The organism is Legionella sp. W05-934-2 (assembly GCF_964199965.1).
Classification (GTDB): Bacteria; Pseudomonadota; Gammaproteobacteria; order Legionellales; family Legionellaceae; genus JAFIFT01.
The window spans coordinates 1-17,071 of the sequence record NZ_CAXMZT010000017.1; the positions used below are offsets into that span (position 1 = coordinate 1).

Below are 17,071 nucleotides of genomic sequence, written 5' to 3' on the forward strand. Positions count from 1 at the left end.
ACTCCTAAGCGTTCATCTGAGAATATGTTAACTGTTACCTATGTATCCGGTCACTTGTGTTACCGATGTATCCGGGTCGGACCCCCTGGTCAAAATTCTAGCGCGGGCGAGGGGGTTCTCTTTGGTTTTGCCAATTTTTCTTATTGAACAAAAATATATCAGGATCACTCCGAGCGAAGCGGAATGCGGGAATAGCTCAGCCAATTGAGAAGTTGAATAACTTAGGGGTGAAATAGCGTTTGTTGTGTATCTGAATTAAGTGTCTCATCCTTTGGCGGTGGGCGAAAAATCGAAAGCCGGGGTAATTTATCTTTCACACGTGCGATCGCATGCTCTATGGTGAACGATCCTTTAGCCACGTGCTCATAAGAGGCGCTATCAAATTCACCTTTTTGATTTTGATATTTTTCCCCTGTTAATGTCACGTTATCGGGATGTTGCATCCAAAAGCGTAAAAGCGACTGCATACCGGTTTTGGCAATTTTGTGCTTAGGCTTTTGCTGCTCCATCACCTGCAGCAAACATTTACTCCGCCATACCGCCTGATCGATGGAGGGCGATTGCTGAACCTGCTGCTTTAAAAGCGATCGCAAATCCCGTTCTTTATTCGCCATTGTTAAGAACCATGTTTCAATCGCTTTTGAACCCATGAGGGGGTTTTGGGGCATCGTATCACTGAAAATATCAACATTATCCGATCTTGAATTCACAACCGCATTCATGGTCACATTACGAAAGTTAACTAACAATGTCTGCGCGTCTATCATGCGCATACTGATTTTCTTCTGCGACGCAATTGCTTTACTCATGTCATCGATGCAGTCATAAAAGCGATTCTGTGATAGAAGCATTTGCAGAAGTGAGGGTGCATTGCCGCTTGGCTCATCCTTTTTTGCTTACTTATAAATAAGTTAGCTATAGTTAATAAATAATGTACTTTCATCCTAAGGCTATAAAACAATGAATCTAAATACCGCCTATTTAAATGGTCAATTTATGCCATTATCGGAGGCAAAAATCTCACCATTAGACCGGGGATTTTTATTTGCTGACGCGGTGTATGAATTACTCATCGTTTATGAGAAACAGCCATTTCAACTCGACGCCCATTATCGACGATTACAAGGAAGTCTTCAGGCCATCCATCTGGCAAATGCGATAGAGTATGCAACGTTTAAATCGATTATCGCTGAGTTAATACAAAATGCACCCTATTCGAATAGCTTAGTGTATTTGCAAATCACCCGAGGATGTGATTCATCCAGAAACCATTTCCCGCCTAAGCAAATCTCACCGACGGTGTTCGCTTTCATCATGCCTTATGAAGAACAAACCATCGCACAGCGCTCCGTTGGTTATCATGCCATGATAGAAAACGATATTCGATGGTCTCGTTGTGATATCAAATCAACCTTACTACTGCCTAATATTCTTGCGTTAATGGCTGGAAAAGAAAAAACCAAAGACTGCATTGAAGTGCTACTAGTGAAAGATGGCTATCTGCAAGAAGGCGCCTCTAGCGCTGTCTTTATTGAGAAGGCTGACCATTTATACACAACCCCGTTAACCACGGCTGTGTTACCAAGCATTACGCGTCAAGTGGTCATCGATATTGCTCGCCTAAAGCGTATCCCAGTCCATGAAGAACCAATCCCTATACAGCGCTTATTTGATGCCGATAATCTGTGGCTTGCGAGCACGTCAAAAGAAATTTCGCCGGTGATTCGCTTAAATCAAAAACCCATTGCTGATGAGAAACCAAGCCCATTATGGTATACAATGATTGAGTCTTATAAAACAAGAACGCGGGAGTAGAGTCTTCCCACATGACTCAGAGCGAAGCGACGTTACCTAGTATATGCTTATCTTTTCTTTATTGGTCAGAATCTCATCGCTTAAAATGGCTGCTAGTTCGTCAATCCGAGTAACGGCATAATCAAACGTTTGATGTTCAAGGTGCTGATTTTTTTTCTCGGATTCCTCATCTTTAGAGCGATTAATAAAGGCCGTTTTGTATCCACATTTAGCAGCAGCGATTAAATCATATTCATGCGCCGCTACGAGTAAAATTTCCGATGGATTTAAATTTAATAATTCAGCGGCCTTTTGATAGACCAGAGGATTGGGTTTATAACAATGAAACATTTCTCCGGATAAAATCACATCCCAATCAAGCTTGGCATTTTTTGCTAAGGTTTCTAACAAGTGGATGTTTCCATTGGAAAGCGGCCCCACCGTAAACTGTTTTTTTAACTGATCAATCCCTGCAACCGAATCTGGCCAAGGATTTAATCGTTGCCAAATCGTGCCCATTCGTTCTTGCTCTTCATCGGTGAATAAATGCGAAAGTTGGTATTGTTGCAGTGTTTTCTTTACCGCTATTTTATTTAAATCATCCACTAAGGCAAAGGATTCTTTCCCTTCGCTAATGCCGTTCATACTTTGTGAATAGAACGTTATTAATTGATGCGCGAATTCGTCACAATCGATTGTTTTAAGCCCTTTTGACTGGAACAATTTGTTTAGCTCGGATAGCAGGCTTCCCCTCAAGTCGACAACCGTTCCAAACACATCAAATACAACCGCTTTAATCGAACCATGATTCTTCGATGGTATACTATCCTGCTGTTCGTCGTCTTTATTTGAAAAAAATCCCACGGTTTATCACCCGCCATTGAAAGTAACTGGTTAGATTGAATATTAGGAAACGTCCCTAATATATCGGATATTTATTAAAGAAATATTAAGGGCGTTGACTTTAAAAAGCACAAACTTTGCGGCGGAAGGACGAAACGGTCTCGGCTATGCCGAGTTGCTGCCGCATTCCGCTTCGCTCTATGCAGGCTACGTATATGGCATCGGCTGGAATACGGGAAAATCGGCAAAGGCGATTCAATTTTTTGTCCAAGATTAAAAAGCACAAATTATTTTGATAAACCCATATTCAATTGTGATTATTTCAGTTATAACTCAGTATATTGCAAATTCATTTTTCAGTTCGAATGTTCAATCAAAAAGAAAAGACCCTCTTGATAGCCAATAACCTATGGTATCTTTCTGAGGGTATGTTAGGCCCTTTATTCGGCGTGTTTTGTGAACGATTTAACTCATCCCCCCTCGATATTTCATGGGTTTGGGCGCTGTATTTAATATCCGTCGGTGTTGTTGTCATTGTGTTAGGCTTCCTTTCCGATTATTTACAAAAAGAAAAGCTCTTGATATTTGGCTATGCCATGCAAACTTGTTTGACGTTTTGCTACCTATTGGTTGAGAGCAAAACCCACCTGGCCATATTGCAAATCGCCTTAGGCGTTTCTGGTGGGCTATCGACCACAACTTGGTATGCCCTTTATTCCCGCTATGAAGATACCAGTCGAGAAGGCTTAACTTGGGGGTTAGCCAATGGGCTTTCGAGCATCTATACCGGGGTTGCTTTGCTCATAGGAGGCCTCATCATCTCTTATGGTTCTTTTGAAAAACTATTCTTTACCATGGGCCTGGCTCAATTAGGTGCCACTATTTATGTCAGCCGCTTGATCTATTATATCCATCCCCGCAGAACGCAAATGATTGACGTTTGATATCATTGATAACAGATAGCCATGAACTCACCCCACTTTGTCGGTTAGAGAAAACAAGCCAATCTATCTCAGACAACCATCAATAAAGCGGCAGCTATGCAGTGCGATTTTCGCATCGCTAAGTCCAATAACCCTCAGCGACGCTACTTATTATTCCGAAGATAACCTTGGTTTTATTGTTCCCCGATCATTACAGTAATTACCCGCTGCCTCAGTCCCTTTCCTCATCTTAAATACTGATTGGGAGGTTAGAGCCGTTTTTTCTGGTTTTGGTTTGTTCAAATTGCCATCATCACTATTCGCGGTTAAAACGCCTTTCTCGTATTGAAATGACTGAATGTCACCTTCTTGAGTGACGATTTGAACGTGGCAAGTTGGGGTAACCTCGGTTAAGAGGGGGTGAATTTTTGTTAATAACTCTGAGGCGCTGAGTGCTTCTCGGCAATGCCCCAAAAGGTAATATTGGTTCGATTCCGCGCTATAACGCAATACCAAAAACAAGATATCAGCCGCTTTTTCACCAAATACTTCTTCCGTTATCACTTGATAATGTAACGATGCGTTGTCTTTATAATTCGGTCTTGGAAGAGAAGCAACTAGCCTGTTAATGCCGCTAATATACCCAATTAAATCATGGCCTTTTAATTTCGAAATGGGCATTCCCACATGCGTGCTTTTAGCATATTCTTGGAATACTTCCGGTTTGTGGGTCAAGCCAAACTCATCACCTGCTAATGAATACCAGCCGCCTGAATTCATCAGGCTGGCGATAAAGATTTTCTCACGCATGCGCATATCCAAATCCAAATACAGTTGGGATATTTCTCTTTGACTTAATGAAAATTTAGCGGCAAGTAATGAAGTTAATTCAGCTGTGCTTCTAATCGCTTTAATAGTGACCTGCTTAAATTCCTGATAGATCGCATCAATATGGTTAATTTTTTCAACATCTTGGCCCGCCCTGCTCAGCGCTCTGCTATAAGCTATATCAAGCATCACTTTCGCTTTCAACGTGCCGACATCATGGTTTCCAACCACGCCGACTATTCCCTGACCACGTGAATTTCTGTTGGTTAAATCGTGTTGAATATCCAAGCTGTGAAAAATGTAATCTTTAATCAGCGAGCCTAGCTGGGTCATTTGTGACTTAATATGGTTTAACTCCAACATCAAGTCTGTTTTTAACCTTTCCAACTCGATATGGGAAACGCTCTCACCATGCTTAATTTGTTGATATTTTTTTTGTAATTCGCCAAGCTGCTTACCCTTGCGTTTATGATTATCCAACAAATTATGATAAATGATTAATGATAATACCAACATGGGATGTTTAGCTTGGTCAATGGGTTGAATCGCTGCTTTCCCAAAACAGATGTCCGTTTCATTGACACTTAATGTATAAAAATACTGATTCTGACGCTTACAAATATAAATCGTATTTTTTTTCCATTTTCCTAAAACATCCAAGTCGTTTTCTAAAATAACGAGATTGGTCGAGTAAGAAACGCTTTCGTTACCTGGAAGCATGGCGGACGACAACAGCTGGCTATATTTTATAAAGGATGATTTCTGACCCGTATTTTGATAGCCCCCTTCTTTTTCAAATCCCCAGAAAAAACTATAGGCATTCAGGCAATGCGTTAATCCACAAGCGCTGATGGCAGGAAGAAAATTTTCAGGATTCCCAATCATCAACTCACCGACAATAATAGCGGGTTGATTAAATTTTTTTTGTACTAATGTCTGAATTAATTGATAAGCTTTTTGTTGCACTGGCACGGGAACATGGGTAATTGCATCCACGCGCGCTCCCATAAAGCCGAATGTGTCAATATACCGCTCGATGAAAGGTTTCCATAACGCCTCAAAAATGGCATCGATTTTATCGCTATCCAAATATTTCGGTTCACAGTTAATGCCTCGCATTCTGGTGGGGGTATTTTCCTTGTAATAATCTAGCTCCTGAATATCTGGCCATCTGGGATTGGTATCAGGAAGAAGGAGGCGAAGATTCTTCTGTTTGCCTATTTTTTCAAGTTTTTGTTTGATAGGCGTATCGTCATTTTCATTCACCCCGATATGATTTAACACCAAATCAAATAGCGGCGACATTTGATGCCTTCGAACCTCACTCGTCCATTTCATCAATGAGTTTTCTTGAAATAATTGCTGTTGCTTAAGGCATGTTATTTTTTTTGGAACGGGAAATAAGAGAGGATTTAAACGTTGATCATCTGCCATCGCATACAAACTGCCGGATGCGCTATCAACCCCATTGGGGTGTGGATGAACAAGTGTCCCCACTGTTTGTAATGGATTTATCCAAACAGCGTTATAGTTCATCTCAGCAATTTTTGGAATATACGCGGTCATATCGTCTATTCCGATTGATTTATGATAGGCGCGGTAGGGAAACATATTGTACATGCGCAGGCTGCCATTTATCGGATCACCTGCAAAAGGCATGGTGGAGTAATCAAACTGGTTGTACATTTTTATCCAAATAGCTTTGTTCCCTGAGCTTAAATCAAGGACAATCGTTTTATTGTGGGTGATTTATTTCAAATAAGGTCCGCTTGATCCATCAAATTGCTTAGTAACATTACCTGTTAAGAACTATCGCTTCATACTATTCAGAATAGTTTTTGCAGCACACGACTAAAAACCGAAAAATGTAAATTATTAAGCCATGATTAATATAAATAAATCAGGTGCGATTTTATACTGATTATGGACTTGGATCAATATTTTCTGATAATCAAATCAAAAATCGCATTAGGCACTTTTCGTTAAAACCGAACGTCCCGATTCGGTTGGTTTTGAGAAATTATTATTATCTTGTGAAAAAACACTATTTTTTAAAAGCGGCGAACCATCAAAACTGAGAGAAGGATTCACATACCATCCATCTTTTGTCAAATGCCCCTGATTGTAATCAAACGCCTGAATGGCACCATTCTTATCCGTAATCAGGACTTGGCAAGTGAGGATATCACTCGGAAGGACACTTAATAGTTTATCGCTTAGCACGGATGGTGAGATCGCCTTATTGCAATGACCAAGCAAGAAATATTGGTCTTTTTCAGCACTATAGCGCAATACCATGAATAAAATATCTGCCGATTTTTCGCCAAATTGTTCATTAGATATCACAGCATAATGAAGCGACGTCTTATCTTTCACAGAAGGTCTTGGAAGTAGCTCAAGGATTTTATTGAGGCCCCTAACAAACAGTCTGAAATCATGTTGCTGATCGTTTGAATCACGGCGTTCAACCATCGAAGAACCAACGCGATAGCTTTCTGCAAATTCTTGAAACACTTCGGGTTTGTGACATACGCCAAACTCATCGCCTCCAAGCGAATACCAACCACCGGTACACATCAGGCTGACAATAAACATTTTCTCACGCATTCGCATATTCAAATCAATATAGAGCTGTTTTTTCTCCATTTCACTTAATTTGAACTCGGCTTGTAAACGATTCATTAAATCCGTTGTATTGATGATTCCTTTGATAGTTGCAGTTTTGAATTCTTTATACGTCTGTTGAATTTTAGTAATTTGCGCTTGGTTGCCGTTTGCGTTGCTTAATGCTCGGTTATAAGCAATCTCAAGCATGGTTTTCGCTTTTAAAGTACCGGTATCATGATTTCCTACCACACCAATGAGTCCACCAGGCACCTGCCGTGGGGCAGAAAAGTGCCATTGAAGTTCCTTTGATGTGTGTAAATGGTTTAACATCGTCTGTTCTAGTTTTTTTTGTTTTAAGCGTAGGGTGTTTTGAGCCGCTAAAAAGCTCTTTTTCTGATTGTTAAATAGAAGCTGTATTTTTTCGATTTCTTCTGATGAATTGCTGGTTTCCATCACAAGTTTATTATACATAACAGTGAATTCCCCAAAATTCGTGCCATTATCTTTTAATTCTTTGGAAAGCGCATCGTATGATTTAATTAGTTTCACTAATTCTTTATCTTCGAGATCATCAATCGGTACAATAACCGCATTTCCAAACCACAGATCCGTATCGTCAACATTTAAAGCACAGTATCGCTTTTGTTGTTGTGTGAAAATATAAATCGAATTATTTTTGAACTTGCTTGAGACCGACAACTCACCCTCTAAAATAACTAAATTATTTAAACTAGAAATGTGTCGATCAGGAGTCATAACAATGGGGGATAACCCGGTAACTTGACTGGTAAATGGCGAATTTAAATTCTGATAACCCCCTTCATTATTATATCCCCAATAAAAGCTACAGGGATGCAGACAATGGGTTAAGCCTAATGCGCTTAGCGCTGGTAGATAATGTTCAGGATTACCAATCATCAACTCACCAACGATGATTGCATCGGTCCCATAGATTTCCTTAACCAATGTTTTCACCAGCATTATCGCTCGTTGTTGGATCACCACAGGCGTGTGGGTTAATGCATCAACACGAATCCCCATAAAGCCATATTCTTTGATATAGCGGGTGATCAAAGGCTCCCATAACACCTTAAACAACAGATTAATTTTTCCTGGGTCCAAATATTTTGGCTCACACATCAATCCTCTTTTTTGCTCAGGTGTACCTTTAATATAATAGTCAATTCCCTGAATATCTGGCCAACGCTCATTTTTCTCTGGAATTAATAAGCAAAGCGCATTTGCCTTACCATAGAATTCTAATTTCTGTTTTAACGGGGCATCATCCTTTTCATTTATCCCAATATGATTGAGAACAAGGTCAAATAACGGAGCCATGCCTAACCGCCGGGCTTCACTTGTCCACGCTTTTAATTGGCTCTCGCGATAGGCTTGTTGCTCATTTGGATCGTTGATGTGATTGGGAACAGGAAATATGGTTGGATTGAGCGCAACATCATCAGCCATTGCATATAAACTTCCGGATGCTGTATCAACTGCATTCGGATGAGTGTGAACTAAATTTCCCACCGCTTGTAAAGGATTGACCCAAACGGCGTTATATCCCATTTTCGCGATGTCTGGTAAGTAGGTTGTCATGCCATCAATGCCCATCTGCCCGTTATAACGACGGAAGGGAAACATATTGTACATGCGCAAACTACCATTGTGGGGATATTCGGGGACTCGATCTAACCTTTGTTTCATGGCCTCGCCTCAAAGAACAACAATTGACGTTACCATGATTATATTATAGCTATATTAACAAATTATTAACTAATTTCTCGATAATTAGCGCCCCCTTTGTATCTTTGCATAATAATACCCAATCTGAAATAGCGTTTGACAGTTTGCTTTTTTCTTAGCATTGGCGATATGCGCTTTGATGGTTCTTGGTTTTATTTCTAATATTTGTGCAATCATAGGGATGGTTTTCCCTAATAAAAGCCAATGCAGCACTTCCATTTCTCTTTTTGAAAATAGTGATTTTTCAGGTAGATAAGGATGAATTTTCGGTTGATGATAGTCAAATTCTAGCACGGTTGTCACCTTATTTTAGGCAAAGAAACCCCCTAAATTGAATACATCAATTTGAAAAGTTTCTTATGCATTGAAAGGCGCTCACATTGCGTTCACGGACCGTACCATACAGTCGACTACCCTAAAACATGTCAGGGTATGGAGGGAGTATCAAAGAAAGTACAAAAAAGTGATAGTGATGATAATTATCAAGCATTTTTGTGTCTGCCTGATTGTACACTATTAAAACGGTAAGACAAAATGATTGGTCATCGACTGGTATAACCAAGAGAATTTCTACATGCTAACTTCTATCGATTGGACTTTTACAGCCACCAGAATGTGTAATTGGCAAAATTCAGTGCCTCTTTCTTTTTAAACAAAGAGGGAATATCCATGAATATGCCATCTGTTTTCACTTTCTTTATCATGTCTGATAAACCCTTTTCAACATAAAATCGATGCCCAACCGCTAGAATGGCGACATCTAAATCATGCAAATCTTCATAGGAAACCGGATTGATTTGGTATCGTTCGGAAAGAAGATCCGGCTCAACGATCGGATCATGGACCACGTAGTTAATTTGGTAATCATTTAACTCCTTGGTTAATTTTAACACCATGCTGTTTCTCACATCGGGAATATCATTCTTATAAGTCACACCAAAAATGCCAATTTTAATGGAATGAAGATTCGCGCCGCGCTTCATAAGTAACTTGACCATTTCCTGGATAATATATTGGGACATCCCATCATTGACTTTTCTTGCCGTGAGAATTATTTCAGGATCAATGCCATGTCTTTTGGCCTTGAACGCTAAATAGAGTGGGTCCACTGCAACTCGATGTCCCCCAACCAACCCAGGTTTATAGCGGGTAAACTGCCATCGTTTACTCGCCGCATCAATCACTTCGTCCACATCAATATCCATTGCATGCATAATTTTGGAGAACTCGTTCATCAAAGCAATATTGACATCCTTTTGTGTATTCTCAAGCATCTTCGATGCTTCTGCGACTTTGATACTTGACGCTGGATAGACAGACTGGCAGATGGTTTCATATACACCCACTATCTCTTTTAAAGCGCGTTGATTCGTTGCACCCACCACTTTCGTGGAATTAGCAAGATTATGACTATTATCACCCGGATTATAATGTTCCGACGAATACCCTACCTCAAAATCCACTCCGCAGGTTAATTTACTAACATCTTCGATTACCTTAATGCTAATTTCTTCCGTCGTTCCCGGATAAACCGTTGATTCATAGACAATAAAATCCCCTTTTTTAATCATTTTAGCAATGCTATAGGTCGCTTGAACCAGGTTTTCCAAATCGGGCAAGGTATAATAATAAACGGGGGTTGGTACAGTAACAAAATAAAAATTGGCTGGCTTGATATCATGAAGCTTGGCGGTGAATTTTATCGGCGATTTTTTCAGTGCCGCTTCGCTAATAATCCCGTCGTGATCATGATGTTGGCTTAATTCGCTGATCCTTTCTTGAGAAAGATCAAACCCGATAACTTCTGCGTGTTTAGAAAGTGCGAGCGCAAGCTCTAACCCCACAGAACCTAACCCAATAACAGCATATATTCTATCCATATTATTCTACTTTCGTTACGTTAGTCATGATTTATTAACCTTGGTCATTTAAGTATAGATAAAAAAAATCGGTGATGGAGATAGATAGACCCGTGATCACTTGGAATTGTTTAAAAACCGGGCTCGGGCTCGCTCACGGGCCCGATTTGTTCCGTAAAAAGTTGATCATCGCGTTAGCATATTAAATTTACTTTTTAATCAATAAGTTATGGAAAGTGCCACTTCAAAAATTTATGCAAAGATCGCTTGCAAAAATCACCATTATCATCGAGTATTGAAAAGGATCCATGCCGATGCTTTATTTCAAAAATAAATACAAGTATCAGCCTAAGCACACCTGATTATTTAGTTGACGGAGCAATCAAATGACAAAAGCAACATTTAAACGCGCTTTATATGACCTATTAAAGCCCCATGAAATTAATATTGAAAGCGGCATAGTCAATCAATTTGCCTTTGAAATACTTGAGATAAATCCATCTGGACAGATTGATGATGATCGGCATGGATTTGACCTTAGCCAGTCTCTTTACGGCAGCGATCCCGACGTCATTCATTTTAACCTACCCGAATTATCCCTGGAGGATTTATACAAGTGTTTAGACTATTTTAATATTCCGCGAAATGAATACAAAACAAACTCGCCATTAACTATTGGTGAAGATGCGGCTCGCAAATTCGTCCACGATTTTGAAGAATATTTTAAAAATCAAGTACAAAATGAACGTCCAGAAATTAACGATTACCAGATTAAATCGAAAGCGTTGCTTGAATCATCTGCTATCGAAACAATTCAAAAGTATGCAGAAGAGATTTCCAACTACATCCTTAGCCATAAGCTACAAGAGCAATCACAAACTTTTTTATTAATGTTACTTAGCATGGAAGTGCTAAAAACTATGAGCTCGCGATATAAGCTGGACGAATTCCCTGACATTTACAAAATCGTGATTGCGGCAAAAACAGAAGTGGATAAATTATTACAATTCAATGTGCGTGATCCCTTTCTCGCCAAGGCTTTACCTATGGTCAAGGCCGGCATCGAATCGTTTGAAAAATATCAACGTTATCAATCAGTTATTGACAACAAGGCCTTTGAGGATATGTTTGAAAAACACCTGCAAATACACCACCAGGTTTCAGAACATGCCTCAAATATCGCCCCCAATCTCGTTTTAAACTTAGCGGATGCTCATTTAGGCCCTCATGGCAAGTGCCAGATGAGCCTTGGTTCGGATAAATCAAGAATGTGCTTTAGATATACCGATATCAGCGAAGAAAACGCCCAAAAGATAGTCAATTATTTTAGAGGCCTTGGCGATATAACCGCTCGGATCGGCAATGGCAATAAAGTCTGGGCATCATATATTCCTGAAAGTGCAGCCGCGTTTAGCATGTCTCGCACTGAGACAGATAATAAACCCCTCGAATTAGAAAGACATTCGATTGAAATCGATGGTAGCTTTTTGAAAAATACCCTGATGTCTATGCTAATGAAAGCGGTTAGCGACCTTGATACGAATACGTTAGCCCACTACCAAAAACTTTCTCAACCCTATCTTGAGCAGCTCGAAAAGGAAAGAAAAGCAAAAGAAGAAGCAGCGTCTAAAGAAGCGCAGCCCCGAAGTTCTCGAACTGAGGTGAGTTCCTCTTTTTTCTTTACTTCCCCTGAAGAAACCGACAGCGCGTTACAATATAGGGCTTTATTCCCTTCAACATAGCTAGGTTATCACCATAAGTGAGGATGCATGCCAATTTTGATGAATTGGCATGCATTGTACTGGACAATTTTCAAACTAAGCCTTCGTTGCGAACGCAGTGAAGCAATCCAGAACGGAACTTTGTTCAGAGATCGAACTGGATTGCTTCGCAAAGCTCGCAACGACTAGGCTATTATGAAACTGTCCGGTACAAAGATTGGTAAGTCACCTCTTTTTTCCATTAGAGGCCTAATACCTATTTTATTTTTTGATAAAACCGTTTAGCATAACAGATATTTCAATCGCTATAGCTCACTATGTTTGCTCGAATTCTGTTGCTTTTTAGTTTTATCAATATTGCCTTTGCTGGGCCTTGGATGACAGGTCCTTTGCTAGCTCCTTCTGGCAAAAATATTCCACCGGGCCACTTAAATATTGAGCCCTATGCATTCTATACCGAATACCCCATGGGATTTAAAAACATCGAAGTTTTGCCCATTGTCTCTTTGGGTGTGTTTAATTTTATGGATGTCCTCATCTCACTTCCCTATGATTATAGTTGGGTACCGGGTGCTCACGGCAGTGGCATTGGCGATGTCACAGCGGGCATTGGTCTTCAGTTGCATCGACAAGATGAAAATAGTTTGCTGCCGGATGTGCGCTTAGTGTTGCAAGAAGTCATCCCCACAGGACGATTTGATAAGTTGGGGGAAACGAAATTCGCCACCGATCAAACCGGGACTGGGGCAAGAACGTCATTAGCCAGTTTGAACTTTCAGCAGCTATTAAATTTGGCCCACGATCACTATTTGCGAACAAGACTTAGTCTGGCCGCATCCACCTCAAGCTCCGTTAGAGTAAAAGGCGTTAATGTCTTTGGCGGTGCAAGAGACACATTCGGTCGAGTGCGTCCAGGTAATAATTATGCGGCCGATTTGGCATTTGAATATTCGTTAACGCAAAATTGGGTCCCGGTTTTTGAAGTGTTATACACCAAAAGTACCGCCTCTAATTTTACTGGAAATCCAGGATTTACCCCAGGGGGTGTCATTGCAAGCATTGGAGGACCTGGTGGCGAGCAAACCTCACTCGCGCCTGCTTTGGAATATAATTTCTCGAGCAACCTTGGCGTAATCTTCGGTGTATGGTTTTCAGTAAAGGGCCCTCAAGCCGCAAAATTTACAGCAGCTACTATTGCCGTTGATTATTTTATTTAATGGATTTCTCACTAGCTTCCACTCCATCGGAATGGTTAAATGTTAATCTCTTTGCATATATTTAACGCACTTTTAATGGATCCTAGCGGCAAACCCGGATACAATATAGTTAAAAGTAGTTGCTCTTTCACAGCTAACAGTACGCAGTAGAGAGGTCAAATTGAAACTGCCCTGTGCCAGCTTACCTTGTAGTAAGACGCCTAACGCAGCTTTTGCGACCTCATATTTTATCTATCAGAACTGATGCGAGACAACTACTTTTCCTTTTTAGCTCCTTCTGCCCGACAAATTGCACGGTAGCCCAGAAAGAATCAAGCAAGGCTTTTTTGAGCCTACTTCACCTGCTCCACCTCTTCATGATGAGAAAAAACTGGATCAAGGCTTCCTTCCTGAGCCACATAGAAAAATGTAGCTATCTGGTCTTCTAAATTACGGGCTTTTCTCAAACTTGAACTATAATTACAAATGTTAAATATATAGTCATGGAGGGTTAAATGAAATCACATGAGTCGGGTAATGATCATTCACCGCGCCTTTTGTCAATGGCACTAGCCCTGGCATTATTACCAGGCCTAAGTCTGGCAAATCCTAACAATAGCCTACCTAATAATCCAACAAACATTCAATTAGCCAAACATGGTCATCACGGCGGGCATCACGGCGTATGGCATGGAGGACATCATGGTAAATGGCATGGTGGTTGGCATGGCGGACTGAGATTCTACTGGTCACCCTGGGTTATTTACGGACCGGGAGTTTATTTCAATCCCAATAAATGTGTGAAACGTTGTTATTGGCATCACGGTTATAAAAAATGTAAAGTTCGTTGCCGACGATACTGGTAATTATTCCATCTCGAATAATTCTGTCAGATGCCAGCCCACATTAGCCACAACTGTTATATGTGGGTTGGTAAGCTTCTCACCAATATCACTTTCGCCTGGTCGAATGGGCTCACAGCCAAGTTAATCCGTCGTTCCTGGGTGAGTAAGCATTTTAATAATTTCTCCGATGTGCATCTCTTCTTCTTGTATCATTTGCTTTGCAAATTCTTCAACAAACACTGATTTATTTTCAGTCTGCTTAAGCAGTTGATGGTAAAGCGTCAGACTTTGTTTTTCGTGCTCAAGTGATTCTTCTAAGATGTTACGAATATTATGTTTATGCGTCTCTAATAATTTACCGATTTTAAGTGTCGGATGATGGGAAAAATGCGTAATCATTTCACCAATCCGATTGGCATGACGCAGACTCTCATCAGCTTGATCCCGCATCCACTTGCAGATAGGGATACGATTAAAGCCAAATACCATGAAAGAATAATGCGTATAGCGAACGACACCCGCCATTTCAAACTCTAACAAGGTATTTAGAGTTTGGATGATTTCATCATCGATTTTTTCTATCTCATAAGTCATATTGCTATCCTCGATACACAAATTGGTAGAGATATATCAATACAAGTATAGATTATTAAAAGGTGTCACTAACCGGATTAAGCAAATAAAAAGGAGGCTTTCGCCTCCTTATTGCTGTGACACGCTAGGATACCCACTTTACTTCATAGTAGGTTGAAAACCATTATCCTCACTTGCTGGGAAGGTTGGCACATTGGGGGCAGTCTCAATAGTCACGGAGTTTGCAGTGACGGAGACTTTTGCATCAGTAGGTTTAGCCGTAGTGGAAGATTCTGACGTAGATGATGTTGGTCCAGTCAACAGTTTGCTCATCGGATTAGGACTTTGTTTCGATGTGGTAAATGATGGCATTTGATCTTTCGTAACACTTAACACAACCGCTTCTCGACAAAGCTTTTCTAATCCCTTAATCAATTGCTTAGTATTACTAGAGAAATACCCAGCAAATATGACTTTTTCATTGGGTTTAATGTCTTCCAATGCATTTTTAAATTTGCGAATATCTAACGTGCCTGCATCATTATCAAAACAGCCTAGTACCTTGTTAAGCGCATCAATTTTTGCTTGCCTGCGGGAATGAAAGATAAAACCAAACCAACCATCTTGTCGATTTTGCAATGTATCGCGATACGCTTCGATATGCTTCTTGGATTCCGCCAACTCCTCGGCTAACCCTGTTCTTAGCACTTCTTGTCGCGCTCTCATCGCTTTTTCTCTTTCTTGGATATTGCTTATCCCTTCCGGCAGCCAGGAAGCATCGCTATTGATACCAACATCTTTATTCAACAATTCAAAAATATCGCCAATGGACGCATGAAGAGGAATTTGTATGCATACAGCAAACTCTTTATCCACCCCATAATGACGAAATGTCATTTGCTTCACATTTTCGTCAATATAATCTTTGGTAACAATTAACGAATTGAAAAGACTGTTTGTCATTTCAAGGGGGCCTGTTGTGCAAAGGACGATAAATCTTAAATAAAACGAACGCTCTTTTGCCATATGTGCCTGAACAAAGGCCTCATCATCCAACGCAAGCATCTGCTTCGCATTGTTGTATTCCGCTCGAGCAAATAACCATTGGGTAATTCCTGCTTGAGCTCGAACCTCCTCTCTTAAACGTTTAATAACATCTTGCTCATCCTCATCCGGCGTTTGTCGGTGGAATTCGATATATTTTGCTGAATCGCTGGTCATATCGTAAATATACGTACGAAGATTTCGCGAAGACCGATTATTGTCAGGTGGCGTTAGCTCATTACTTTTGTCGATATATACTGCATCGGGACGTCCTTTGTAAAGCCTTGTAGCCAGAGCGCGAATATAACTATTTTGAGAGACATCGTTGATGGATTTGTCAATCAGATCGCTCTTAAATTCAGTTAATTGCTTAATCATGCCTTTATGAAGCTCTTCTAAGTAAGGTCTAGCACCTTCTTCATCAACTACCGCGATAAGCTCATTGACTGCATAAATTAACTCTTTTTGCCCGAAGAGCTTTAGACTCCCCATATTTAGGAGTAATGGTGAATCCACTTCGATAACGTCTGGCAAAGCGTGGGTATCAACGGGTGCGTCGAGGTCCGAGTAGGTCCCTTGGCGGTAGGTGGGTGGCAACACGCGTAAAATATCGCTGGCAACCCCTAAATTGCCACCGTTAGTAAGATGGGTAATTTCATCTTTATAGAACGTTAGTAGGGTTTTCTCCTTCTCAGTCAGTTCCATATCGTAGAAGGTATTTGCATCAATCGGATCAATACTATTTTCTTGGCAAAACAGCGCTAGATCTTGTTGTGCTTGTGGGTTTAATAAGGTGGAGTCATAAACCAACGATAACTGTGCTTTGGGGTTATTAAAGCGAATATCAATGAGACGTGTTTGGTTTTCAAAGTTCATGAAAACATCGCGATCTTTGGAAAGCCACACTTTGACATGGTGATGAGGATTATATTGGTAAGACATTGTTTAAAACTCCTGACATGATTGGATTTGCCTTGGGACCCCCCACAAAGTAAGGACCACCGATCGGCAGACTCAGTCTTTTTGTGACCAACTATTATATTTTAAGGTCATTTTTTTGTCAACCTTGCTATGACTCATGTTGTTGAATAA

At 40.4% G+C, this 17,071-nt stretch carries 14 protein-coding genes; 6 read left to right on the forward strand and 8 right to left on the reverse strand.

Annotated features, from left to right (window positions below):
- Positions 1 to 221: 221 nt before the first annotated feature.
- The gene (locus AB3348_RS14450) at positions 222 to 809 is read right to left on the reverse strand and encodes a hypothetical protein (RefSeq protein WP_367608336.1); all 588 of its coding nucleotides are present in this window, start codon (positions 807 to 809) and stop codon (positions 222 to 224) included.
- A 151-nt stretch (positions 810 to 960) separates the two neighbouring features.
- Between AB3348_RS14450 and AB3348_RS14455 the strand changes: the two genes are divergently transcribed.
- Positions 961 to 1,815 (forward strand): aminotransferase class IV, encoded by an 855-nt coding sequence (locus tag AB3348_RS14455; RefSeq protein WP_367608338.1) that lies wholly within the window; start codon positions 961 to 963, stop codon positions 1,813 to 1,815.
- A gap of 36 nt (positions 1,816 to 1,851) precedes the next feature.
- Here the strand turns inward: AB3348_RS14455 and AB3348_RS14460 are convergent, their stop codons facing one another.
- On the reverse strand, positions 1,852 to 2,658 hold the full coding sequence (locus tag AB3348_RS14460) for a haloacid dehalogenase type II (RefSeq protein ID WP_367608339.1): 807 nt from the start codon (positions 2,656 to 2,658) through the stop codon (positions 1,852 to 1,854).
- A gap of 94 nt (positions 2,659 to 2,752) precedes the next feature.
- Here AB3348_RS14460 and AB3348_RS14465 point away from each other — a divergent pair, with 94 nt between their 5' ends.
- Positions 2,753 to 2,914: a hypothetical protein gene (locus tag AB3348_RS14465; protein WP_367608340.1), complete on the forward strand. Its 162-nt coding sequence runs from the start codon at positions 2,753 to 2,755 to the stop codon at positions 2,912 to 2,914.
- An 88-nt stretch (positions 2,915 to 3,002) separates the two neighbouring features.
- Entirely contained in the window at positions 3,003 to 3,581 is a 579-nt protein-coding gene (locus tag AB3348_RS14470) for an MFS transporter (RefSeq protein ID WP_367608341.1), read from the forward strand.
- A gap of 150 nt (positions 3,582 to 3,731) precedes the next feature.
- On the opposite strand, the gene AB3348_RS14475 is transcribed toward AB3348_RS14470, so the two are convergent.
- From AB3348_RS14475 to AB3348_RS14490, 4 genes are all read right to left on the reverse strand, one after another.
- Positions 3,732 to 6,074, reverse strand: coding sequence for a hypothetical protein (locus tag AB3348_RS14475; RefSeq protein ID WP_367608342.1), 2,343 nt, complete (start codon positions 6,072 to 6,074; stop codon positions 3,732 to 3,734).
- Positions 6,075 to 6,356: 282 nt separating this feature from the next.
- Positions 6,357 to 8,702, reverse strand: a complete 2,346-nt coding sequence (locus AB3348_RS14480) for an alpha-amylase family protein (protein ID WP_367608343.1) — start codon at positions 8,700 to 8,702, stop codon at positions 6,357 to 6,359.
- A gap of 84 nt (positions 8,703 to 8,786) precedes the next feature.
- The gene (locus AB3348_RS14485; RefSeq protein WP_367608345.1) at positions 8,787 to 9,035 is read right to left on the reverse strand and encodes a helix-turn-helix transcriptional regulator; all 249 of its coding nucleotides are present in this window, start codon (positions 9,033 to 9,035) and stop codon (positions 8,787 to 8,789) included.
- Between the two features lie 305 nt (positions 9,036 to 9,340).
- Positions 9,341 to 10,621, reverse strand: a complete 1,281-nt coding sequence (locus AB3348_RS14490; protein WP_367608347.1) for a nucleotide sugar dehydrogenase — start codon at positions 10,619 to 10,621, stop codon at positions 9,341 to 9,343.
- 365 nt (positions 10,622 to 10,986) lie between these two features.
- Here AB3348_RS14490 and AB3348_RS14495 point away from each other — a divergent pair, with 365 nt between their 5' ends.
- The 3 genes from AB3348_RS14495 (at position 10,987) to AB3348_RS14505 (ending at position 14,383) form a co-directional block, all read left to right on the forward strand.
- Positions 10,987 to 12,342, forward strand: a complete 1,356-nt coding sequence (locus AB3348_RS14495) for a hypothetical protein (protein ID WP_367608348.1) — start codon at positions 10,987 to 10,989, stop codon at positions 12,340 to 12,342.
- A 296-nt stretch (positions 12,343 to 12,638) separates the two neighbouring features.
- Positions 12,639 to 13,538 (forward strand): hypothetical protein, encoded by a 900-nt coding sequence (locus AB3348_RS14500; RefSeq protein WP_367608349.1) that lies wholly within the window; start codon positions 12,639 to 12,641, stop codon positions 13,536 to 13,538.
- A gap of 494 nt (positions 13,539 to 14,032) precedes the next feature.
- Positions 14,033 to 14,383, forward strand: coding sequence for a hypothetical protein (locus AB3348_RS14505; RefSeq protein ID WP_367608350.1), 351 nt, complete (start codon positions 14,033 to 14,035; stop codon positions 14,381 to 14,383).
- Positions 14,384 to 14,503: 120 nt separating this feature from the next.
- Here the strand turns inward: AB3348_RS14505 and AB3348_RS14510 are convergent, their stop codons facing one another.
- Both AB3348_RS14510 and AB3348_RS14515 read right to left on the reverse strand, forming a co-directional pair.
- Positions 14,504 to 14,956 carry a bacterioferritin gene (locus AB3348_RS14510; RefSeq protein ID WP_367608351.1) on the reverse strand — a complete coding sequence of 151 codons (453 nt, stop codon included), beginning with the start codon at positions 14,954 to 14,956 and terminating at the stop codon, positions 14,504 to 14,506.
- Positions 14,957 to 15,094: 138 nt separating this feature from the next.
- The gene (locus AB3348_RS14515) at positions 15,095 to 16,921 is read right to left on the reverse strand and encodes a glycosyltransferase family 88 protein (protein ID WP_367608353.1); all 1,827 of its coding nucleotides are present in this window, start codon (positions 16,919 to 16,921) and stop codon (positions 15,095 to 15,097) included.
- Positions 16,922 to 17,071 lie beyond the last annotated feature (150 nt).